Annotated in this window: 17 protein-coding genes; 4 read left to right on the top strand and 13 right to left on the bottom strand. The window is 75.7% G+C overall.

Annotated features, from left to right (window positions below):
* Nucleotides 1-28: 28 nt before the first annotated feature.
* The 3 genes from OO57_RS06400 to OO57_RS06410 are packed head-to-tail and all read right to left on the bottom strand — an operon-like array spanning nucleotide 29 to nucleotide 3,385.
* Entirely contained in the window at nucleotides 29-1,402 is a 1,374-nt protein-coding gene (locus OO57_RS06400) for a M20/M25/M40 family metallo-hydrolase (RefSeq protein ID WP_234337239.1), read from the bottom strand.
* The gene (locus OO57_RS06405) at nucleotides 1,392-2,336 is read right to left on the bottom strand and encodes a sugar phosphate isomerase/epimerase family protein (RefSeq protein ID WP_063737506.1); all 945 of its coding nucleotides are present in this window, start codon (nucleotides 2,334-2,336) and stop codon (nucleotides 1,392-1,394) included. Before OO57_RS06405 ends, OO57_RS06400 begins: the two co-directional genes overlap by 11 nt.
* Nucleotides 2,333-3,385, bottom strand: coding sequence for a hypothetical protein (locus tag OO57_RS06410; RefSeq protein ID WP_033251293.1), 1,053 nt, complete (start codon nucleotides 3,383-3,385; stop codon nucleotides 2,333-2,335). Before OO57_RS06410 ends, OO57_RS06405 begins: the two co-directional genes overlap by 4 nt.
* Before the next feature lie 215 nt (nucleotides 3,386-3,600).
* On the opposite strand from OO57_RS06410, the gene OO57_RS06415 reads away from it, so the two are divergent.
* Both OO57_RS06415 and OO57_RS06420 read left to right on the top strand, forming a co-directional pair.
* Entirely contained in the window at nucleotides 3,601-4,770 is a 1,170-nt protein-coding gene (locus OO57_RS06415; RefSeq protein WP_033251294.1) for a DegT/DnrJ/EryC1/StrS family aminotransferase, read from the top strand.
* Between the two features lie 7 nt (nucleotides 4,771-4,777).
* The gene (locus tag OO57_RS06420; protein ID WP_033251295.1) at nucleotides 4,778-5,920 is read left to right on the top strand and encodes a DegT/DnrJ/EryC1/StrS family aminotransferase; all 1,143 of its coding nucleotides are present in this window, start codon (nucleotides 4,778-4,780) and stop codon (nucleotides 5,918-5,920) included.
* Nucleotides 5,921-5,991: 71 nt separating this feature from the next.
* Here the strand turns inward: OO57_RS06420 and OO57_RS06425 are convergent, their stop codons facing one another.
* The 7 genes from OO57_RS06425 to OO57_RS06455 all read right to left on the bottom strand — a co-directional run bounded on the left by OO57_RS06425 (nucleotide 5,992) and on the right by OO57_RS06455 (nucleotide 14,689).
* Entirely contained in the window at nucleotides 5,992-7,617 is a 1,626-nt protein-coding gene (locus tag OO57_RS06425; RefSeq protein ID WP_033251296.1) for a class I adenylate-forming enzyme family protein, read from the bottom strand.
* Between the two features lie 67 nt (nucleotides 7,618-7,684).
* Complete coding sequence (locus tag OO57_RS06430) at nucleotides 7,685-9,265, bottom strand: CoA transferase (protein ID WP_234337240.1); 1,581 nt, start codon at nucleotides 9,263-9,265, stop codon at nucleotides 7,685-7,687.
* A 41-nt stretch (nucleotides 9,266-9,306) separates the two neighbouring features.
* Nucleotides 9,307-10,107, bottom strand: a complete 801-nt coding sequence (locus OO57_RS06435; RefSeq protein WP_033251298.1) for a class I SAM-dependent methyltransferase — start codon at nucleotides 10,105-10,107, stop codon at nucleotides 9,307-9,309.
* Complete coding sequence (locus OO57_RS06440) at nucleotides 10,107-11,510, bottom strand: protoporphyrinogen/coproporphyrinogen oxidase (protein WP_199811210.1); 1,404 nt, start codon at nucleotides 11,508-11,510, stop codon at nucleotides 10,107-10,109. The genes OO57_RS06435 and OO57_RS06440 overlap by 1 nt, the downstream gene beginning before the upstream one ends.
* 27 nt (nucleotides 11,511-11,537) lie before the next feature.
* A complete protein-coding gene (locus OO57_RS06445) occupies nucleotides 11,538-13,166 on the bottom strand; it encodes an AMP-binding protein (RefSeq protein WP_081973491.1) in 1,629 nt (542 codons plus the stop codon).
* Nucleotides 13,163-14,134, bottom strand: a complete 972-nt coding sequence (locus OO57_RS06450) for a UbiA family prenyltransferase (RefSeq protein WP_033251300.1) — start codon at nucleotides 14,132-14,134, stop codon at nucleotides 13,163-13,165. Before OO57_RS06450 ends, OO57_RS06445 begins: the two co-directional genes overlap by 4 nt.
* 243 nt (nucleotides 14,135-14,377) lie before the next feature.
* Nucleotides 14,378-14,689: a hypothetical protein gene (locus tag OO57_RS06455; RefSeq protein ID WP_033251301.1), complete on the bottom strand. Its 312-nt coding sequence runs from the start codon at nucleotides 14,687-14,689 to the stop codon at nucleotides 14,378-14,380.
* Between the two features lie 190 nt (nucleotides 14,690-14,879).
* Here OO57_RS06455 and OO57_RS06460 point away from each other — a divergent pair, with 190 nt between their 5' ends.
* Nucleotides 14,880-15,461 carry an NUDIX domain-containing protein gene (locus OO57_RS06460; protein ID WP_051776716.1) on the top strand — a complete coding sequence of 194 codons (582 nt, stop codon included), beginning with the start codon at nucleotides 14,880-14,882 and terminating at the stop codon, nucleotides 15,459-15,461.
* A gap of 75 nt (nucleotides 15,462-15,536) precedes the next feature.
* Here the strand turns inward: OO57_RS06460 and OO57_RS06465 are convergent, their stop codons facing one another.
* Nucleotides 15,537-17,102, bottom strand: coding sequence for a phytoene desaturase family protein (locus OO57_RS06465; protein WP_033251302.1), 1,566 nt, complete (start codon nucleotides 17,100-17,102; stop codon nucleotides 15,537-15,539).
* 156 nt (nucleotides 17,103-17,258) lie between these two features.
* Here OO57_RS06465 and OO57_RS06470 point away from each other — a divergent pair, with 156 nt between their 5' ends.
* Nucleotides 17,259-19,307 (top strand): acetoacetate--CoA ligase, encoded by a 2,049-nt coding sequence (locus OO57_RS06470; RefSeq protein ID WP_033251303.1) that lies wholly within the window; start codon nucleotides 17,259-17,261, stop codon nucleotides 19,305-19,307.
* Between the two features lie 74 nt (nucleotides 19,308-19,381).
* Here the strand turns inward: OO57_RS06470 and ptsP are convergent, their stop codons facing one another.
* Complete coding sequence (gene ptsP, locus OO57_RS06475) at nucleotides 19,382-21,052, bottom strand: phosphoenolpyruvate--protein phosphotransferase (protein ID WP_033251304.1); 1,671 nt, start codon at nucleotides 21,050-21,052, stop codon at nucleotides 19,382-19,384.
* Between the two features lie 48 nt (nucleotides 21,053-21,100).
* Complete coding sequence (locus tag OO57_RS06480) at nucleotides 21,101-21,550, bottom strand: PTS sugar transporter subunit IIA (RefSeq protein WP_030464622.1); 450 nt, start codon at nucleotides 21,548-21,550, stop codon at nucleotides 21,101-21,103.
* Between the last annotated feature and the right edge of the window lie 580 nt (nucleotides 21,551-22,130).

Raw genomic sequence — 22,130 nt, forward strand, 5'->3', positions numbered from 1 at the left:
GGACTTCAGGGGGAGACGAACGGACAGGTCAGGGGCGGCGGTGGCGGGCGAAGGCCACCAGCAGCCGGGCCACCGCCGAGGCGAAGCCGTCGAGCTGCTCGGCCTCGGCGAACTCGCCCGCCGCGTGCGCCCGGTTGGCGCCGAGGTCGCCCGGGCCGAGCACCACGGTGAACGCGTCGTCCGGCAGGTCGGCCGCCCAGATCGCGTCGCAGGTGAACGCCGGTTCCGTGTCCGGCATCCGGGCGATCCCGGCCCGCCGGGTGAGTAGGTCCTCCAGCTCCGGGTGCCGGTTGTCGAGGACCGGCAGGCCGCGCTTGGGCCAGTCGAGCCGGGTGATCCGCGCGCAGTCGGCGGCGGTCCGGGCGAACTCCGGCAGCCCGGCGAAGGCCTGGCGGAACGCGTCCAGCCCGGAGCGGACCGCGGCCTCCACCGCGGCCTCCGCGCGGCGGCCCGAACCCGCGTCCCGGTAGGGGAGGTTGAGCAGCAGCTCGCCGCTCCCGTAGACCCGGTTGTGCAGCGGGCCGGTGACCGACCCGGCCACGCAGACCGGGTCGCGCGGTCCGGGCGCGGAGCCCAGCTCCCGGGCCAGGTGCTGGGCGAGGAAGCCGAGCAGTACCGTCGCGTTGTGGCCCGCGCCCGGGCAGTCGTCGATCGCGTCCTCGCCGCGCACCCGCAGCCGGGCGGTGGCGGCGGCGGTGGCCCGCGGCAGGTAGCGCAGGCCGGTCGGCTCGCAGAACACGTTCAGCGCGCCCGCGTACCCGGCCCCGACCAGCGGACGGGTGCCGAACACGCCCATCGCGCCGCCCTCCTCGCCGGACACCGCCTGCACCAGCACCGCGACCTCCCGCCCCACCCGGGGCTCCGCCGCCGCCGCGGCCCGCACCCCGGCCAGCAGCGCCACCGCCGGGCCCTTGGCGTCGATCGCGCCCCGCCCGGTGAACCGCCGCCCGTCGAAGCCCACCGGCTCCGCCCCGGCCACGGTGTCCAGGTGCACGTTGAACATCACCGTCGCCGCCCGCGGGAGTTCCGGCCCCAGCCGCAGCACCAGGCTGGGCTGGCAGGCCAGGAACCCGGGCGTCCCCGCCACCGCGTCGCGCACCGTCAACGGCACGTCCGGGCGGTCGAGTTCGGCCTCCGCGGGCGCACCGCGGTACAGCTCGGCCAGCCCGAGGCCCGCCGCCGCCCGCGCGTACCGCTCCAGCGCCTCGGGCAGCAGCGGCAGCGGTGCGCCCGGGCCGGTCTCCAGCGGGCCGGCGGTGGGCAGCCGCAGCAGGTCGAGCAGCAACTCCCGCTCGTCCGGCCGCAGTTCGGCCGTCAGCAGGCTGCTTTCCCGCTCGTCCGGCCGCAGTCCGGCCGTCAGCGGACCGGTTCCCAGGACGTCCGCCGACGGCTCACCCGGCATCGGACACCACGCCTTCCCGCCCGTCCGCCGGCCGGGGCACCGGCGCGTCCAGCACCAGGCCGCCCGGGACGAGCCGCCAGCCGGGGGAGTGCGGCAGCACCTCGCGCTCGACCAGGGCGGTCAACGCCCGTCCGGCGGCGACGAATCCGCTCTCGGTGCGGCCGTCGGCGGCCAGGCCCTCGTGCGGCCGGGTGACCAGGTGCGGTTCCAGCGACCACACGCCGTGCCAGCCGCGGGCGGTCAACAGCCGCAGGGTGTCGGCGAGTCGAGCGTTCCCGGCGCCGGGCAGCACGTACCGGGTGTCCTCGCCGCCGCCGACCGCGTCCTTGACGTGCAGGTGGTCGACGTGGTCGACGGTGCGGCGCAGCAGTTCGAACCCGTCGTAGCCGTAGGGGATCCCGTTGCCGGTGTCGTGCAGCAGCCGTAGCCCGGGGCCGCCCGCCGAGGCCATCAGGTCGAGCGTGTTGTCGGCCGAACTCCCGGCCCAGCCCTGGCAGTTCTCGTGCAGCAGGAGCAGGCCGCCGCGGTGCGCCCGGTCCGCGAGGCGGCGCATCCGCCGCAGCACCCGCAGGCGCCACTCGGCCTCGGGCAGGCCGGTGCGGTTGGGGTAGGACATCACCCGGACCCGGCGGGTGCCGAGCAGGGCGGCGCGGGTGCCGAGCGCGTCGAGCTCCCGGTCGTCCGCCGCGGGGTCGTCGGTGACGTCGGAGGCCCAGTTGCCGATCCGGGCGGCGATGCCGCAGGTCCGGATCCCGTGCTGCCGCAGGGCGGCGGCGACCTCCTCGACCCGGGGGAGCGGCAGGTCGGCGATCCAGACGCCGTCCACCGTCCGCAACTCCAGCTCGTCCCAGCCGAGTTGCTGCAGCGCGTCAATCTGCCCGGCCAGATCGGGCGCGGCCTCGTCGCCGATGCCGCCGAACCGGACGGCGCTCACCGGCCCACCGCCGCGCGCACCGCACCGGTGCGGGACCCGTCCCGCACCGTGCCGCCCGCGGCGATCGCCTTGGCGCGGTCGAGCAGCCGCACCACCTGGGTGTTGACCGCCAGGTCGGGGTGCGGCCCGCGCCGGGTGCCGTCCGCCGCGTAGTACCGGTAGGTGTGCTCCAGGAAGCCGCCGAGCGCGTCGTCGTGCAGCAGTTCGGTGCTCTCGCCGTCGCGGTCGATGACGGTCAGCCGGGCGTACGCGTCGGCCTCGCTGCCGGGGAAGTGCCCGATCAGGGTGCCGTGCGCGAGCTCCAGGGTGACCCGGCGCTCGCGCACCGGCGAGGTGAGGTCGGAGCGGATCCTGGTCCACGCCCCGCTGTCGTGCTGGAGGTTGAGCCAGGCGGTGCCGAGCCGGGGCAGCACCCGCCCGCCGACCACCATGTCGGTGCCGCCCGCGCCGGTCACCTCGCCGGGCCCGGCGAGGGCGAGGCACAGGCCCAGCGAGTGCGGCAGTTCGACGTCGAACGCGGTGGGGTGCCCGTCCCCGGCCAGCGAGCGGGAGAACCGCGGCTTGCGCTGGACGACGTGGATGGTGCGCAGCGGCCCGTACGCGTCCTGGGCGAGCAGCGCGCGCAGCCGATCGGTGAGGCGGCTGCCCAGCCACTGGGCGACCACCACCAGGTCGGTCCCGTACCGGTCGCGCAGCGCGAGCAACTCGTCCAGGCCGCGGCTGTCGGCGGCCACCGGCTTCTCCAGCAGCACCCGCCGGTAGCCGAGCCGGCCGAGCGCGTCCAGGGCGGCGGCCCGCGCGGTGGGCGGGGTGCACAGGTGGACGACGGTGCGGTCCGGGTCGAGCAGCCGGGGCGCCTCGGCGAGGGTGGTCGGGCGCAGGTCGGCGGCGGCCCCGGGCCGGTGGTGCGGGTCGACGGCGAGCACCGGCCCGGGCGCGAACAGGTGCGCCGTGCCGGGGTCGGCGCGCAGCCGGCGCAGCACCGGGAGGTGGAGTCCGCGCCCGGCCCGTCCCATTCCGACGAGTAAGGTCCCGAGTCCGTTCGACATGGCGAGACGTCATTCCTTCCGCGTCGCGGTATTGCTTCACCCGGTATTCAAGCAGTAATTCGCCGACGGTCCGTCCGGGCGTCAAATCCCTTTTACGGCAGTCCATTCGAAGGGGTGAAACAGTTCCGCGGCCGAGGTGGACGGGGTGCCGGGGGCATAGATTCGTGGGAAGGGCTGCTCCGCCCGTCCAATCCATACAATCCGATGAGAGTTTCATGGGTGTCACTACCTCTCCGGGTGTTCCCTTCTTCACCCAGGCCGCGACCTTCGAATCCCTCTGGCCCACCACCCGGCGCCACCTCGACGAACTGATGGACCGCGGCAAGTACTCGCACGGCCCCAAGGTCGCGGAACTCGAAGCCGCCCTCGCCGCCTGGACGGGCGCCCGGCACGTGATCGGCGTCAACAGCGGCACCGACGCCCTGGTCCTGCTGCTGCGCGCGGCCGGCCTGCGCCCCGGCGACGAGGTGATCGTCCCCGCCTACACCTTCGTCGCCTCCGCGACCTCGGTGGTGCTGGCGGGCGGCCGCCCGGTCTTCGCGGACATCGACCCGGTCACGTACAGCCTCGACCCGGCGAGCGTCGAAGCCGTCCGCACCGACCGCACCCGGATGGTCATGCCCGTCCACCTCTTCCACCAACTCGCCGACCTGGAGGCCCTGCTGGCCCTCGCCGACCGGCACGGCCTGACCGTCGTAGAGGACAGCGCCGAGGCCTTCGGCATGCGCTGGGACGGCGTCCACGCGGGCCTGCACGGCGCGGGCGGCGTGCTCTCCTTCTTCCCCACCAAGACGCTCGGCGCGATCGGCGACGCGGGCGCCGTCCTCACCGACGACCCGGCCCTCGCCGAAGCCGTCTCCGCGATGCGCCACCACGGCCGCACCGGCCGCACCCTGGACGACTTCCCCACCATCAACCGCCCCACCGAACTCCTCGGCACCAACAGCAAGATGGACGACGTCCAGGCCGCCGTCCTGCTCGCCAAACTCGGCCGCGCCGACCGGGACATCGCCCGCCGCGCCCACCTCGCCGCCGCCTACACCGAACGCCTGACCGGCACCCCCGGCCTCACCCTGCCCACCGTCGTCCGGCGGAACGCCGCCACCGACCCGGTCTGGTACGTCTACCTGATCGAGTCCGACCACCGGGACGAACTCGCCGCCCACCTCGCCCGGCACGGCGTCCAGACCGAGACGTACTACCCGACGCCGCTCCACCTCCAGCCCTGCTTCGCCGAACTCGGCCACCGCACCGGCGAGTTCCCGCACGCCGAAGCCGCCTGCGGCCGCGCCCTCGCGCTCCCGCTCTACCCCGACCTCGCCGACCACGAACTGGACCTGGTCAGTGACCTGGTCCGCGACTTCCAGCACGGAAAGCAGCGGTGACCCACCGATGACCACCCTCCCCGCGGACACCGCCACCACCATCCCGTTCTTCCCGCCCGACCTCTTCGAGGACGACCGCGACCTGCTGCTCGACGTGGTCCGCGACGTCGCCACCGACCCCGCCCAGCGCTTCATCCTCGGCGAACGCACCGCCCGCTTCGAGGAGTTGCTGCGCACCGACCTCGGCGCCGAGGACGTCATCGCCTGCGGCAGCGGCACCACCGCCCTCACCCTGGTGCTGCGCGCCACGGGCGTCACCACCGGCGACGAGGTGATCGTCCCCGCCTTCGGCTGCGCCCCGCTCGCCAACACCGTCCTCGGCGTCGGCGCCACCCCCGTCTTCGCCGACGTCGACCCGCACACCCTGGTCATCGACCCGGACGCGGCCGAGGCCCTCGTCACCCCCCGCACCAAGGCCCTCATGCCCGCCCACATGTTCTCCGTGATGGCCGACATGCCCCGCCTGCGCGCCCTCGCGACCCGGCACGGCCTGCGCCTGGTCGAGGACTCCGCGGTCGCCCAGGGCGCCGTCCTCGACGGCCGCCCGGCCGGCACCTGGGGCGACGCGGGCGTGTTCTCCTTCGTCCAGGTCAAGTCCTTCGGCGGCCCCGGCGAAGGCGGCGTCGTCGTCACCGGGGACCCCGAACTCGCCCGCACCGTACGGATGCTGCGCAACCACGGCCAGGACGGCGTGCACCGCTTCCGCCACCACCTGATCGGCCTGAACAGCCGCTTCGACGAAGTCCTTGCCGCCTTCCAGATCCGCCGCCACCCCGGCCTGGCCCGCCGCCTGGCCCGCCGCGCCGAGATCGCCGCCCACTACACGGAGAGCTTCGCCCCGCTCGCCGCCCGGGGCGTCCTCCCGCCCCCGCCCGGCACCAACGGCCGCTGCTACTACGTCTACACCCTGCTCGCCGAACGCCGCGACGACCTCCGGCGCCACCTCGCCGCCCACGGCGTCGACAGTCACGTCTACTACCCCCAACCCCTGCCCCATCAGCCCGCCTTCGCCCACGCGGCCGCCCCCGACGGTCACTGGCCGCACGCCGAACGGGCGGCCCGCCAGTGCCTCTCCCTGCCGGTCTACCCGCACCTGACGGACGCCCAGGTCGAGCGGATCACCGAAGCCGTCCTCGCCTTCCCGGCCTGAGAACGCCGGCCAGGCCTGAGAACGCCGGTGGGCGCCCCCTCCGCACGGACGGGGCGCCCACCGGTGGCGGTTCAACCCACCGCCACCCCGTCCGCCCGCACGGCCGCCGCCGCCAGCTCCGCGACCACCCGCCGGTCCGGCTTCCCCGACCCGCCCAGCGGCATCCGCTCCAGCAGCAGCAGCCGCTCCGGCAGCTTGTACCGCTCCAGACCGCACAACTCGCGTAGGAAGAACGTCAGTTCATCGAGCGTCAGCGCCTCCCCCCGTGGCACCGCGCAGACGCACATCCGCTCGCCGAGATCCGGATCCGGCACCGGCACGCACACCGCCTCCGCGACCTCCGGGTGCCCCTCCAGCAGCCGCTCCACCTCCGCGACGGAGATCGACACTCCGCCCCGGTTCACCGTCTGCTTGATCCGCGCCAGCACCCGCAGCGAACCGTCCGCCTCCAGCACCCCCCGGTCGCCGGAGCGCACCCAGCCCCCGTCCACCCGCAGCCGGGCGTCCAACTCCGGCTCCCCGACGTGGCACAGCGGCGTCATCGGACCCCGCGCCTGCAACTCGCCCGGCACCCCCGCGGGCACCGGGCGCCCGTCCGGCCCGCACACCCGGAACTCCGCGACCTGCGGGTCCGGCAGGCCCACCCGCAGCACGTCGCCTTCCGGATCCGCCCACCGCGCATGGCAGTTCAGCCCGTCACTGGCCCCGTACACGTTCACCACCGGGCACCCGAACCGCCGCAGCGCCGCACCCAGCACCGCCGGGGACAGCGCCGCCGCGCTCGACACCACCGCCTGCAACGAGGACAGGTCCTCGCCCGGCGCGGGCACCCGCTCCGCCATCCGGCGCAGCATGGTCGGCACCGCCGCCAGGTGCGTCGGCCGCCACCGCCCCACCGCGGCCAGCGCCCCCGCCGGGTCGAACCGCTCCCCGACCGGCGGCAGCAGCACCGTGGCCCCGCACCGCACCAGCGCCACCACCGCCAGCGAACCGTACGCCGTCGCCGGGCTCACCAGCAGCAGCACCCGCGGCGGCGCACCGTCCGCGGTCGCCAGCACCCGCTCCACGTACCGCCCGCGGCCGCCAGCCAGGGCGTTGTGCGAGTACGCGATCAGCTTCGGGGCGGCCTCCGAACCCGAGGACAGCAGGATCCGGGCGGGCGCCTCCGCGTCCACCACGGCGGGCACCCACTCCGCCCGCTCCGGCCAGGCGTCCTCGCCGAGCACCACCACCTCGTGCAGGTCCGGGAGTTCGGGCCGCAGCCCGTCCACCAGGCCCTTCCACTCCGGCACCGTCACCACCGCGTCCACCCGCGCCGTGCCCCACACCGACAGCAGGTCCCGCCGCCCGTGCCCGGCCGTGCACGGCAGCACCACCGCACCCAGTGCCGCCACCGCCAGGTCCACCACCGGCGCCCGCCGGTCCGCGGGCACCTTCACGCCCACCACCGACCCCGGCCCCACTCCCCGCGCCGCCAGCCCGGCCGCCAACCCCCGGACCCACCGGCCCAGTTCCGCGTACGAGAGCGCGCCCGCCCCGTCCACCACCGCGGCCCGCTCCCCGTGCGCCGCGACCCGCTCCGCGAACAGCTCGTACAACCCCCGCCCCGGGCACCACCCCCGGGCCACCCAGCGCTCCCGCAACTCCCGGTCCACCCGGTCGGGGAACTCCACCCCGGCCACCGAAACCCACGTCACAGCCACCACTCCCGTCCGCCGATCCACCGATCAGAACCCTTGCCCCGCCCGCTCACGTCCCGCCCGCTCACGCCCCGAACTCCCACGGCCCGCGGACGAACGCGCACCCGTCCGCCCCGAACTCGAACGCCGCCGCCACCCGCGGGTCGCGCACCAGCGCGGCCAGGTCCGTGCACACCTCCACCCCGTCCCCGGGGAAGCCGCCGCCGCCCGCCGCCCCGCACAGCAGCCGGGCCGCCGACAGCAGCGAGGACTCGACCCGCTGCGCCCGCCCGGTCCGCTCCCGGGCCTCCAGCGCGGCGACCGCCCCCGCGGCGCAGACCAGGCCGCCCAGCACGTCGCAGACCGTCAGCAGGGTGGGGCGCGGCGGCAGCCCGTCCGGCGCCAGCAGCGCGGCCAGGCCGGAGTGCGCCTGCACCGGGTAGTCGGTGCTCAGCCCGGGCCCGCCGCCGCTGGCCTGCGCGTACACCAGGCCGGGGCGCAGCGCGGCGGCCGTCCCGGCGTCCAGCCCCAGCCCGGCGACCTTCGCGGGCGCGAGGCTGTGCAGCAGCACGTCCGCCCCGCTCACCAACTCCCGTACGGCAGAGCGCCCTTCCGGGCTCCGCAGGTCCGCCTCCAGCACCCCCTTGCCACGGTTGAGCGCCGCGAACCGGGCCGACACCGCCGCCCCCTCCCCGCCCGGCTCCGCCGTCATCGGTGGCACGCCGCGCAGCGGGTCCCCGCCCGGGGGCTCGACCCGCAGCACGGCGGCCCCGAGCAGCGCCAACACCCGCCCGGCCATCGGCCCCTGGACCCGCCGGGTGATCTCCACCACCGTCACGCCGCTCAACGGGCCCGGCCCGTCGAAGGGTTCACCCCGTCGCACGGTTCCCGGCGCCCCCGCCCGCAGCTGCCACGGCATCCCGCCCAGCACCGCGGGCCGCCCCGCCACCTCCGTCAGCTCCACCCCGCACTCCGCCGCGACCCGCAGCAGCCGCCGGTACTCGACCGCCCGGGCCGCCGCGAACAGCTGCTCCGGCAGCGGGCAGGCCGCCGTCCCGTACCGGGCCTGGAACGGCAGCCAACCGCGCCCCACCACCCGCCGCTCGACGTCCAGTTCGCACCAGAACCGCAGCCAGCCGTCCGCCTCCAGCGCCTCCAGCTCGAACCACACCCCGTCCGCCGACCCGAACGGCGGCCCGCCCGCCCCGGACGGCTCCGCGCCGTCGCCGCCCGCGCCGTCGCCCCCCACCGAGGCCGCCGCCAGGTACTGCGACAGCCCGAGCAGCGCGCCCTGCGCCACCGACACCCCCACCTCGCGGTACGCCGCGCCCAGCCGCCGGGCGCGCAGCGCCGCCAGCGTGCCGGTGGTGGCCAGCACCCCGGCCGCCACCGAGGCGAAGTCCACCCGCAGCGGCGTCGGCGCCCCGTAGCGCCGCCCGTGCACGTGCATCACCCCGCAGGCCGCCTGGACGTCCGCCTCGCTGTCGAGCCGCAGCCCCAGCGGCCCGGACCAGGACATCCGGCACGCCAACTCGCCGCCGACCTCCAGCAGTTCACCCTCGCCGACCGCCACCCCGGAAGCCCGCAGCAGCCCCGCCGCCACCTCCCGCGCCACCCGCGGCCGCACACCGACGGCCCCCGTCGCGGCCGCCGTCACGGCTGCCACCCGCGGCCGCACACCGACGGCCGCCGACCCGACGGCCCCCGTCACGGCCGCCGCCCGCGCACCGCGTACACCACGTTCGAGCAGGCCCGGAACCGCGGATCGGCGAACAGCCCCCGCAGCTCGGCGAGTTCGTCCTCGCCCAGCCCCTCCCGCAGCAGCGGCTCCCGCAGGTGCCAGGTGTTGTGCAGCTGCATCTCCAACTGCGGCGTGCCGGGCGCGAGGGTGCCGATCCGCACCTCCGCCTCCACCCCGGTGAACCCGGCCCGCACCAGCGCACCGGCGCACTCCCGCCCCCAGCCCTGGTGCGAGCCGCGCGCCCGGAAGGCCCGCAACTTCGCCCGCTGGTAACGCTCGTACAGCTCCCGGGCCCGCTCGTCGGGGACGGTCAGCACCGGCGCGTACTCGGCGTCGAACTCCAGCAGGTGCAGCACCCCGCCGGGCCGCAGCGCCGCGAACAGCCGGGCCAGCACGGCCTCCCGTTCCGGCAGGTGGGAGAGCACCAGCCGGGCGTGCACCAGGTCGAAGGCGCCCGGGGGCAGTTCGTCGCGCACCACGTCGTGCCGGAGCACCGTCAGCCCGGGTCGCACCGGCACCGGCAGCGGCGCCAGGTCCGTCGCCAGCACCGAGCCCCCGGGCGCGACCCGCTCGGCCAGCCAGAGCGCGACGCTCCCCGCCCCGGTGCCCACGTCCAGGCAGCGCATCCCGGGCCCGACCCCGCCCGCCCGCAGCGCGCCGAAGCTGACCGGGTCGAGCCACGCCGCCAGGCAGCGGTGCTGCCCGGCCGCGTGCGCGCTCCCGTTGTCGAACAGGTACGACCCCGTCTCCCGCACCGCGCCCGCCATCAGACCCGCCCCGCCACGGTGGGAACGGCCCCCGCACCCGCGTGCGCGAGCACCCGCCGCGCCGCCAGCTTCCCCGACCGCACCGCCCCCTCGCTGCTCGGCCGCAGCATCACCCAGTCCCCGGCGTACTCGACCGGCCCGGTCGGCCGCTCCAGGAACGCGGCCCGCTCCCGGACGGCGGCCGGCGCGCCCTGCGGCAGCCCGAGCGGGAAGCGGTGCACCAGCGTCCGGACGGTGGCCGCCCGCAGGCCGGGCAGGAACCGCTCGGCCTCCGCGCAGACCACCTCCGCCACCCGCCCGTCCGGTTCGCCCAGCAGCCCGGGGGAGGCCCACGGCGAGGCGAACGCGGTGACCAGCCCCTTCCCCTCCGGCGCCCGCCCGTCGGCCTTGAGGTGGTCGAGGACCAGCCCGGTGCAGACCCGGCTCTCCTCCTCCGGCACCGACAGCGCGTAGCTGGGCGCCCGGGTCGGGCTCGGCAGCGGCCGGTCCAGCAGACAGGCGACCTTGAGCATCGGCGCGTACGTGCTCGCCGCCAGGTACGGCCGCTCCCGGTCCGGGAGGTCGTCCCCGCGCAGTTCCAGGGCGAGCGGCGCGGGCACCGCCAGCACCGCCTGCCGGGCCCGCACCCGCGCCCCGTCGGCGAACTCCAGCAGCACGCCGCCCGCCCCGCCGGGGGCCGAGCCGTCCCGCACCGAGACCACCTGCCGCCCGAGCTCCACCGGCAGCCGTTCGGCCAGCCGCCGGGCCAGGGTGTCCATCCCGTCCCGGTAGGTCATCCAGCGCGCCCCGGCCCCGCCCACCGACAGCAGGGTGGCGACCATCGGGGCGACCGCCGAGCTGTCCGGCCGCCAGCCGAAGCAGTGGCTGGAGAGCGGTTGCAGCATCGCGGCCAGCAGTTCCTCCCGCCCGGCCGACCCGGCGCAGTACGCGCTCAGCGTGGCGTCCCCGCTGGGTGCGGTCTCCGGCCGGTCGGGGTCGAACTCCCGCCAGCGGGTGGCGAGTTCGGCGGCGAACCGGAGCCAGGCCCAGCGGCCGCGCCAGGACAGCCCGGCGCCGGTCAGCAGCCCCTTCGGGTGCCCGAGGTGGGGGTGGGCGCGCCCGCCCCGCCACAGGGCGAAGCCGGGTTCGACCACCGGCACCTCGTCCTCCGGCAGGCCGACCGCCCGGATCAGCTCCCAGGTGGCCTCGTACCCGGCGCCCGCGATGGTCTCCGCGCCCTCGTCCAGCAGCCAGCCGTCCACCCGGCTGGACGCCATCCGCCCGCCGACCCGGTCCGCGCCGTCGAAGACCCGCACCGCACGCCCGGCCGCGGCCAGGTGGTGCGCCGCGGACAGCCCCGCGATCCCCGCCCCGACCACCGCGACGTCGACCTCGACCTCGTCCATGCCCAGCTCTCCGCTCACCTCAACCCACTTCCACAGATCCGGAGTTCACGTCCACAGGCCGGTACCGATCCGGGTGCTCCCGGCCAGCACCCGCTCCCGCAGCTCGTGCCGCCGCACCTTCCCGGTGGCCGTCCGCGGCACCGCGTCCCAGCCGACCACCAGCGGTTCGGCCAGCGGCGGCAGGTCGCGCACCGCGTCCCGCCAGCGGGCCGGGTCGAGGGTGCCGTCGGCGGTGACCAGCACCGGCTGCGGGCGGCCCTCGGCGACGGACAGCAGCACGGCCTCCTCGACGTCCGGCAGCCGCTCGTGCAGCACGTCCTCGACCTCGACGCAGCTCATCCCGGGCACCATGTCGACCTCCCGGTCCAGCACCAGGACGCGGCCGTCGCGGGTCCGGACCCCGAGGTCCCCGGTGTTGAACCAGCCGCGGTCGAGCTTGCGCCGCCAGCGTTCCGGCTCGTCCAGGTAGCCCAGGCACAGCGCCCCGGTGCGGGCGTACAGCATGCCGGTCTCGCCGGGCCGCACGGTCCGGCCGGGCCGCTGCGGGTCGGTGACCCTGAGCCGCACCCAGCCGGGCACCGGGCGCCCCAGGTCTCGGGTGGTCGGGTGCCGTTCACCGGCGGCGGCCAGCGCGCCCCGGGTGAGGAAGCGGAAGCTCAGCGGCCCGGTCTCGCTCTGCCCCCAGCCCTGCATCCACAGCGGCCGCCGCCGCCGGGTGGCGTCCAGGAAGGTCCGCACCGTCGGCGGGTGCACCGCGTCGAAGGTCGAGATGAACAGCCGCACGTCCCGGAACGGGTTGCCCGCCCCGGCCGCCAGCGGCTGCCAGCGCACGTAGCTGGACGGCAGCGCCTCCAGCACGGTCGGCGGGTGGCTGCGCAGCAGCGCGGCGGCCGCCGACGGGTCCGCGTCGGGCAGCAGCGCGACGGTCCGCGGGGCGCGCCAGAACGCGCTGACGGTCCAGGTTAGCGCCCGCCCGTGGGCGAAGGAGATCGCGCTGGCCACGGTGTCCTCGCGGCGCACCGACAGCACCGGCCAGGGCCGGGCCTCGAACGCGGACAGCCGCCGGATCAGCGTCCGGGTGGAGTGCACCACGAGCTTGGGGACGCCGGTGGTGCCGGAGGTGTGGATGACCGCGAGCGGCTCGTCCTCCCCGCGGGTGCGCACGCCCGGCACCGGCCCGCCGCGCAGCCCGTCCACCGGCAGCGCGCCCTCGGCGGGCCCGTCCAGGCACACCGTCCGCCCGGCCAGCGCGGTCAGCTCCACCCCGGCGGCCCGCGCCCCGCCCAGCACGTCCCGCTGGGTGACCAGCACGTCCGGCCGCAGCCGCCGCAGCAGCGCGCCCAGCCCCTCCGGCGGCACCCGGTCCGAGAGCAGCGCGGGCACCGCCCCGATCCGGGCCGCCGCGCAGGCCAGCAGCACGTAGTCCCAGTGGTTGCGCTTGACCACCGCCACCGAGGAGCCGGGCCCGGCCCCGGCCGCCGCCAGCCAGGCCGCGGTCTCCCGCACCAGCTCGGCCAGCTGCGCGGTGTCGTACGCGGTGCCGCGCTCCGGCGCCAGGTCCAGCGGACGGCCCAACTGCACGTCCACCGAAGGACGTCGATCGGCCAGCGTGTCGAACAGCGGCCCCAGGTCGAGCGGCAGCCGCCCGAACACCGCCCCCAGCCCCCCGCTCACAGCCCACCGCCGGTCACCGCGAGCGCCAGGTCCACGCCGACCAGCAGCGCGCAGCACACCCGGTGCAGGCGAATCCCGAGCCGGCGGGCGAGCAGGATCTCGCCCCGGACGAACCCGAGCACCCACTGCCGGGCCCGCAGCGCGACCACCGGCGCCATCACCAGCGGGAACCACCACGGCGCGTACCCGGCCACCGCCGAGCCGACCAGCAGCACCGCCTCCAGCGCCGAGCACCCGGCCACGAACGCCGCGTTGCCGCGCGGCGACAGCAGCACCGCGGCGGTCCTGCGCCCCACCGCCCGGTCCCCGGCGATGTCGTTGGTGTTGGAGTAGACGCCGAACAGCAGCGGGCCGAGCCCGAACAGCAGCGCCTGCACCACCGCGAAGCCGTCGAACCGCCCGGCCAGCAGCCCGTACAGCGGCAGCACGAAGAACCAGCCGAGCGCGGCGAGGAAGAGCTCCTGGAAGCCGTTGTAGCTGATCCGTAGCCACCAGGTGTACTGGAAGCCGAACACGGCCAGCGCCGCCGTCCCGGCCACCGCCCACCCGGGCCGGGCGGGCGCCGCGGCCACCGCCGCCGCCCAGCACAGCACGCACGCCGCGACGGTCGCCCAGCCGAACCGGATCGCCTGGCGCTCCGTCAGCGTCCCGGCCACCAGCGGCTTGCGGGCCAGCCGCCGGGCGGGCGCGTCCGGCCCGTAGTTCACCGCGTCGCTGCCGTCCCGGTACCCGGTGACGTCGTCGAAGGTGCACATGGCCGCGCTCATCGCGACCTCCCCGCCCAGGAACAGCACCAGCACCAGCAGCGCCGTCCCCGCGCCCACCCCGGTCCCGGAGGCCAGCACCAGCGCGGCCACCAGCGGGACGCTCAGGTAGTAGTCCCAGATGTCGAGCTTGGCCAGCCTGGCGTACGCCCGCCAGGGGACCGGGGCCGCCTCGGGAGCGGCGGGAAGGGCGACGTGCTCCACGGGAAACGCAGTCCTCTCGACGGCGGCCGCAACCCGGGACGCGACTGCCGCGGGGGGCCGGAGACAACGGGCCGACCGCACTGACAGTGCGCCAAATCGCCGCGACGGACGAGGAGTCGGCGGTCGCCATCATGGCATAGGGAGACCGTTCGGACGCATTCCTGTGATCAGACAGAAAGCGGGCGATCGGCTTTTCCGCCGACCGCCCGTGCGATCATCCGACCGCTTTTCCGCCATTGCGCACTACGCGGAGAAACTCCCCGCCCCGCCCGGCACGTGCGTCCCGTAACCCGGCTGCGCCACCACCGACGGACCCAGGCAGAACGGGTTCCCGTAGACCTTCACCGGACGGTCCGTCTGGTTGGCCAACACATGGGCCAGACCGGGGAGTTGCTGGCAACCGGCCGGGTCCCGGTAGACGTCCAGCGGCTGCGCCTCGGTCGAGAACACCACCACGTCACCGCTCGCCGCGCGCGCCGCCGCGGGCGCCGGAGCCGCCAGCCCGAGCACCGAACCCACCGCCACCAGGGAAACCAGAATCGCTCGCACAGTCATCCTTCACGACGTTCCACTCCCGTGTCCGTCACGGGCCGCCACCATCGCTATCGTGCGCACACATCTGAACTCCAATCCCGCCCACCGAATTCACCCGACCGGCCGAAACCCGGGCCGCCGCCGCACGCCCCTCCACCGGCCCCGTCCGATCCCGCCCCGCCCGTCACCCGCCCGGACTACCATCGCCCCCATGACGACCCCGCCGTCCGCCCGCCCCGCACCCTTCGGCCCGCACACCCACTGCCACTGGTGCGGAGCCTCCTACCCGGTCGGCACCGAGAGCTGGCCGCGCACCTGCCCCCGCTGCGGCGAGATCAGCTACCGCAACCCGCTCCCGGTCACGGTCGCCCTCCTCCCGGTCCGCCTCCCCGACGGCGACGCCCGGCTGACGGTCATCCGCCGCACCATCGAACCCGGCTACGGCCTGCTCGCCCTGCCCGGCGGCTACGTCGACTACGGCGAGAGCTGGCAGCAGGCCGCCGTCCGCGAACTGCGCGAGGAGACCGGCATCCTGGCCGACGCCGCAGACGTCCGCCTGGTCGCCACCGACTCCGACGCCCGCGGCGGCTTCCTCTGCCTGTTCGGCCTCCTCCCGGCCCGCGACCTGGCCGACCTGCCCCCCTCCGTCCCCACCGACGAGACCGAGGGCTGGCAGCTCGCCACCGCCGACACCCCGCTCGCCTTCCCCTTCCACACCCGGGTCGCCCGCTCCTGGTTCGACGGCGAGTACCTCCACCTCACCGCCGAACCCACCGCCGAACCCACCGTCTGACCCCCCGAACCCGCCCGCCGGGCCCGGCCACCCGCCCGCCGGGCCCGGCCACCCGCACCGCCGGCCCGGCCCCCGCTACCGCCCCAGCACCGCCATCGCCGCGTTGTGCCCCGGGATCCCGCTCACCCCGCCCCCGCGCACCGCCCCCGCCCCGCACACCAGCACCCGCGGCCACCCGGTCCCCACCCCCCACCGCCCCGCGTCCGGCCCCTCGCCCGCGAACGGGAACGCCAGGTCCCGGTGGAAGATGTTCCCGCCCGGCAGCCGCAGGTCCGCCTCCAGGTCCAGCGGCCCGCGCACCTCCAGGCACGGCCGCCCCCGGACGTCCACCGCCAGGCAGTCCGCCAACGGCTCCGCCAGCACCCCGTCCAACGTCCCCAGCACCCCCGCCAGCGCCGCCTCCCGCACCCCCTCCGGATCCCCGGCGAACAGCCGCGCGGGCAGCTGCAGCCCGAACAGCGTCAGCGTCTGCGCCCCCTCCGGCACCCCCGGCCCCAGGATCGACCGGTCCGCCAGCGAGTGGCAGTAGATCTCCGACGGCGCGGGGGAGGGCAGCCGCCCCGCCACCGCCTCCCGGTACGCCCCCTCCAGCTCCCGGTACGACTCCGCGACGTGGAACGTCCCCCCGAACGCGTCCCGCGCGTCCACTGCCCCGTCCCGCAGCCGCGGCAGCCGGCGCAACAGCATGTTCACCTTCAGCTGCGCCCCCTCCGGCGCGGGCTCCCCACCGCCCGCACCGCCCACCAGCCGCTCCAGCTCGGCCGGTGCCGCGTTGCACAGCACCCAGCGCGCCCCCACCCGCCGCTCCACCCCGTCCGCGTCCAGGTACCCGACCTCGGCCGGCCCCGCCGCGCCCCCCGGGTCGACCGACACCACCTCGCACCCCGTCCGCAGCTCCGCCCCGCCCGCCCGCGCGGCCTCCGCCAGCGCCCCGGTCACCGCCCCCATCCCGCCCACCGGCACGTCCCAGTCACCCGTCCCGCCGCCCACCACGTGGTAGAGGAAGCACCGGTTCTGCCGCAGCGAAGGGTCGTGCGCGTGCGAGAACGTCCCGATCAGCGCGTCCGTCAGCACCACCCCGCGCACCACGTCGTCCGCGAACCGCCGCTCCAGCGCCACCCCCAGCGGCTCCTCGAACAGCTCCGCCCACGCCACCGGATCGTCCACCCGCGCCCGCAGCTGCGCCCGCGAGGGCAACGGCTCCGTCAACGACGGGAACACCCGCTCCGCGACCCGCCCGGTCATCCCGTAGAACTCCCGCCACGCCGCGAACTCCCGCTCCCCACCCGTCAGTTCACGGAACGACCCGGCCGTCCGCCGCTCGTCCCCGCCGTCCACCAGCAACCCCCCGACCCGCCCGTCCCGCTCCCACGGCGTGTACGAGGAGATCCGCCGCCGCCGCAACTCCACCCGCACCCCCAGCTCCGCCAGGATCCGCCGCGGCAGCAGGCTCACCAGGTACGAGTACCGCGACAGCCGCGCGTCCACCCCCGCGAACGCCCGCTCCGACACCGCCGCCCCGCCCACGTGCCCCAACCGCTCCAGCACCAGCACCCGCAGCCCGGCCCGACCCAGGTACCCGGCCGCCACCAGCCCGTTGTGCCCGCCACCCACGATCACCACGTCATGAGCCACCGTCATCCCGCCGGTCTACCACCTCCCGCCCGCCCCCACCAGCACCCCTGCCGCGCGACCCTGGACCCCCGGACGATCACGTGGCATGGTCAGCAGCGTCAGCCTCCCCCGGACGGCCCGCCACAAGCCCAGCCGTCCCCACCACGGCCTGGAGACCACCACGTGAGCACCCCTCCGACCCCCCAGGACCAGCAGCACCCGCACTCCGAACCGCTCTGGCGCCCCGACCCCGCCCGCGCCGCCGCCAGCCGCCTGGTCGACTTCCAGCGCTGGGCCGCCGACCACCACGGCGCCCCCGCCGCCCCGCTCGCACCGGCCGCCACCGACACCGAGGCCGCCACCCGCTACGCGGACCTCCACCGCTGGTCCACCGACGACCTCACCCGCTTCTGGACGGCCGTCACCGAGTACTTCGACGTCCGCTTCCACACCCCGCCCACCGCCGTCCTCGCCGAACCCGCCACCATGCCCGGCGCGAAGTGGTTCCCCGGCGCCACCCTCAACTACGCCGAACACGCCCTGCGCGCCGCCGAGGACCCGGCCAACGCCGACCGCCCCGCCATCCTCCACCTGGACGAGCGCACCACCGAGCCGACCGCCACCACCTGGTCCGAGCTCCGCCGCCAGGTCGGCTCCCTCGCCGCCGCCCTCCGCGCCCTGGGCGTCCGCCCCGGCGACCGCGTCAGCGCCTACCTGCCCAACGTCCCGCAGGCCGCCGTCGCCCTCCTCGCCACCGCCGCCGTCGGCGCCACCTGGACGAGCTGCGCCCCCGACTTCGGCGCCCGCAGCGTCCTCGACCGCCTCCAGCAGATCGAACCCACCGTCCTGTTCGCCGTCGACGGCTACCACTACGGCGGCAAGGACCACGACCGCACCGGAGTCGTCGCCGAACTCCGCCGCGAACTCCCCACCCTCACCACCGTCGTCCACGTCCCCCTGCTCGGCACCCCCGCCCCCGGGGGCACCCTGTCCTACGACGACCTGGTCGCCGACGACACCGCACCCGTCTTCGAACCCGTCCCCTTCGACCACCCCCTCTGGGTCCTCTACTCCTCCGGCACCACCGGCCTCCCCAAGGCCATCGTGCAGAGCCAGGGCGGCGTCCTGGTCGAACACCTCAAGCAGGCCGCCCTCCACCTCGACCTCGGCCCCGACGACCGCTTCCTCTGGTACACCAGCACCGGCTGGATGATGTGGAACTTCCTGCTGGCCGGCCTGCTCACCGGCACCACGGTCGTCACCTACGACGGCAGCCCCGGCCACCCCGACACCGGCGCCCTCTGGTCCGTCGCCGCCCGCACCCGCGCCACCGTCCTCGGCACCTCCGCCGCCTACGTCATCGCCAGCCGCAAGGCCGACCTCCACCCCGGCCGCGACCTCGACCTCTCCGCCGTCCGCTGCCTCGGCACCACCGGCTCACCGCTCCCGCCCGACGGCTTCCAGTGGATCTACGACGAGGTCAAGTCCGACCTCTGGCTCGCCTCCGTCAGCGGCGGCACCGACGTCTGCTCCTGCTTCGTCGGCGGCGTCCCCACCCTCCCCGTCCACCTCGGCGAGATCCAGGCCCCCTGCCTCGGCGCCGCCGTCGAGTCCTGGGACGCCGACGGCCACCCGCACACCGACACCGTCGGCGAACTCGTCGTCACCAAGCCCCTCCCCTCCATGCCCACCGGCTTCTGGAACGACCCGGACGGCCACCGCTACCACGACAGCTACTTCGACACCTACCCCGGCACCTGGCGCCACGGCGACTGGATCACCGCCACCGGCCGCGGCACCGTCGTCATCCACGGCCGCTCCGACTCCACCCTCAACCGCCAGGGCGTCCGGATGGGCTCCGCCGACATCTACGAGGTCGTCGAACGCCTCCCCGAGATCGCCGAGTCCCTGGTCATCGGCCTCGAAGAACCCGACGGCGGCTACTGGATGCCGCTGTTCGTCGTCCTCGCCCCCGGCGCCGAACTCGACGAGGACCTCACCGCCCGCATCCGCACCTCGCTGCGCACCGAACTGTCCCCGCGCCACGTCCCCGACGAGGTGATCACCGTCGCGGGCCTCCCGCACACCCTCACCGGCAAGCGCCTCGAAGTCCCCGTCAAGCGCCTGCTCGGCGGCACCCCCCTCACCCGGGCCGTCAACCCCGGCTCCGTCGACAACCTCGACCACCTGCGCTTCTTCGAACAGCTCGCCACCACCCGCAAGCAGCCCTGACCCCGCAGCCGGAGAAGCCCCGAGGGGCCGCCGCCACCCCCACGGCGGCAGCGGCCCCTCGGGAGCACGACCCCCTACTCCCCGGACAGCACCCGCTGCGCCGCCTCCCGCGCCTCCCCGGCGGTGTCCGCCACCCGCGCCGCCTCCGCCGCCCGCTGGCACTGCGCCAACGTCGCCCGCCCCAGCGCCGCCCGCACGTACGGGATCGCCGCCGCACCCATCGACAGGCTCGTCACCCCGAGCCCCGTCAACACGCACGCCAGCAGCGGGTCCGCCGCCGCCTCCCCGCACACCCCGCAGCTCTTCCCGGCCGCCTTCGCCGCGTCCGCCGCCGCCGCGATCAGGTCCAGCAGCGCCGGCTGCCACGGGTCCTGCAACCGCGCCAACGACCCCACCTGCCGGTCCGCCGCGAACGCGTACTGCGCCAGGTCGTTCGTCCCCAGCGACAGGAACTCGACCTCCCGCAGGACCGCCGCCGCCCGCAGCGCCGCCGACGGGATCTCCACCATCGCCCCGTACTTCGCGTCCAGCCCCACCTCCCGGCAGGCCGCCGCGAACGCCCGCGCGTCCACCCCGTCCGCCACCATCGGCGCCATCACCTCCAGGCGCACCGTCAACCCCTCCGCCGCCCGCGCCAGCGCCCGCAGCTGCGAACGCAGCACCTCCGGGTGCTCCAGCAGCGTCCGCAGCCCCCGCACCCCCAGCGCCGGGTTCGGCTCGTCCCCGGGCGTCAGGAAGTCCAACGGCTTGTCCGCCCCCGCGTCCAGCACCCGCACCACCACCCGGCCCCCCGGGAACGCCTCCAGCACCTTCCGGTACGCCTCGACCTGCTTCTCCTCGCTCGGCGCCTGCGCCGAATCGTCCAGGAACAGGAACTCCGTCCGGAACAGCCCGACGCCCTCCGCCCCGTTCTCCAACGCCGCGGCCACGTCCGCCGGGCCACCCACGTTCGCCAGCAGCGGCACCATGAACCCGTCCGAGGTCCGCCCCGGCCCGGTCGCGGCCGCCAACGCCGCCTGCCGCTCCGCCGCCTGCCGGCGCAACTCCTCCTGCCGCTCCGCCGCCGGCTCCACCAGCACCTCGCCCGACGCCCCGTCGACCGCCACCACCACCCCCTCCGCCAACCCCGTCGCCCCCGCCAGCGCCACCACCGCCGGCACCCCCATCGCCCGCGCCAGGATCGCGCTGTGCGAGGTCGGCCCGCCCTCCTCCGTCACGAACCCCAGCACCAGCGACGGATCCAGCAGCGCCGTGTCCGCGGGCGCCAGGTCCCGCGCCAGCAGCACGTACGGCTCGTCACTGTCCGGCACCCCCGGCATCGGCACCCCCAGGAGCCGCGCCACGATCCGGTTCCGCACGTCGTCCAGGTCCGCCACCCGCCCGGCCAGGTACTCACCCGCCGCCGCCAGCAGCTCCCGGTACGCCGCGAACGCGTCGTACACCCCGCGCTCCGCACTGCTCCCCGCCTCGATCCGCCGGTTCACGTCCGCCAGCAGCTCCGGGTCCTGCGCCATCAGCGCCTGCGCCTCCAGCACCGCCTGCGCCTCACCACCCGCCAGGTTCCCGCGCGCGACCAGGTCCGCCGCCACCGCGTCCACCGCCGCCTGCGCCCGGGCCTGCTCCCGCGGCACCTCCTCGGCCGACACCTGGGTCACCGGCGGCTCCAGCACCGCCGTCCCCATGTGCCGCACCTGCCCGATGGCGACCCCGTGGCTGACCCCCACGCCCCGCAGCGTCCGCTCCATGGTCCGAAACCCCTTCGCCGTCAGTCGCCGTCAGTCCTGTCAGTCCCGTCAGTTCCAGATGAACAGCTCGCCACCGGCCGTGACCTCACCGGACTCCGCCACCCCGCTCAACTGCTCCGCCGAAGCCTCCAGCGCCACGATCGGAGAGATCGGCGACTTCCCCGCCGCCTCCACCGCCGCCGGGTTCCACTTGATCACCGGCTGCCCCCGCTGCACCCGGTCCCCCTTGTGCACCAGCAGCTCGAACCCCTCCCCATTGAGCTGCACCGTGTCGATCCCCAGGTGCGTCAGCACCCCGTGCCCGTTCTCGTCCATCACCACGAACGCGTGCGGGTGCATCGACACCACCTGCCCGTCCACCGGAGCCACCGCCTCGATCGGCTCCCGCAACGGATCGATCGCCGTACCCGGCCCGACCATGGCCCCGGCGAACACCGGGTCGGGAACGTTGGCGAGGCCGACAGCGCGACCGGCGAGCGGCGACGTGACAGTGGTCATGGTGGAGCCTCCCAGGTACGGAGTACATCGCGTGCGGCCGCGGGGCAGCGGCCCATTGATCGACTGACCCCAAATTACGTCAACTTCGGACATTTCATGCGATAGCACCCACAGGCCGCCCGGGTGAAGATCGCCACCCGCCTCACTAGCACCGCACACGAACCGACCGCCCCGCGCCATCCCCGCCGCCCCGCCACCCTCAAGTGGTCTAGTCCTCTTGGCCGCCCCGCCGCACTCTACGGCATCCGAGTGACCCCCCATCAGCCGCGCCCACCCACCCCACACGGGGCCGACCGGGTGACTCCACCCCGCCCCGATTAGGCGCCCGGCCGCCGACCCGCTATGGTTGCCCGAGTCGCCGCGCAACGGCGGCAAACAGAGCAAGTCGGACGAGTAAAGCTTCGGTCAACGCCGAGTAAACGGTCTGGTAAGCTCTAAACACGAAAGAACGAAGCGCCCGGAGATGCGGTCGGAAGGCCGGTCGAAGGAAGTGTCCGTTCCTTGAGAACTCAACAGCGTGCCAAAAGTCAACGCCAGATATGTTGACATCCCCGGCCAGCCGGTATCGGTTGGTTGGAGA

The sequence above is a fragment of the Kitasatospora phosalacinea genome, from assembly GCF_000717185.1.
Classification (GTDB): domain Bacteria; phylum Actinomycetota; class Actinomycetes; order Streptomycetales; family Streptomycetaceae; genus Kitasatospora; species Kitasatospora phosalacinea_A.

Coding starts and splice junctions, on each gene's coding strand:
- OO57_RS06465 (WP_033251302.1), bottom strand. CDS start 17,102: ATGACGGTGGCTCATGACGTGGTGATCGTGGGTGGCGGGCACAACGGG.
- OO57_RS06435 (WP_033251298.1), bottom strand. CDS start 10,107: ATGGCGGGCGCGGTGCGGGAGACGGGGTCGTACCTGTTCGACAACGGG.
- OO57_RS06415 (WP_033251294.1), top strand. CDS start 3,601: ATGGGTGTCACTACCTCTCCGGGTGTTCCCTTCTTCACCCAGGCCGCG.
- OO57_RS06420 (WP_033251295.1), top strand. CDS start 4,778: ATGACCACCCTCCCCGCGGACACCGCCACCACCATCCCGTTCTTCCCG.
- ptsP (WP_033251304.1), bottom strand. CDS start 21,052: ATGGAGCGGACGCTGCGGGGCGTGGGGGTCAGCCACGGGGTCGCCATC.
- OO57_RS06460 (WP_051776716.1), top strand. CDS start 14,880: ATGACGACCCCGCCGTCCGCCCGCCCCGCACCCTTCGGCCCGCACACC.
- OO57_RS06400 (WP_234337239.1), bottom strand. CDS start 1,402: ATGCCGGGTGAGCCGTCGGCGGACGTCCTGGGAACCGGTCCGCTGACG.
- OO57_RS06410 (WP_033251293.1), bottom strand. CDS start 3,385: ATGTCGAACGGACTCGGGACCTTACTCGTCGGAATGGGACGGGCCGGG.
- OO57_RS06455 (WP_033251301.1), bottom strand. CDS start 14,689: ATGACTGTGCGAGCGATTCTGGTTTCCCTGGTGGCGGTGGGTTCGGTG.
- OO57_RS06480 (WP_030464622.1), bottom strand. CDS start 21,550: ATGACCACTGTCACGTCGCCGCTCGCCGGTCGCGCTGTCGGCCTCGCC.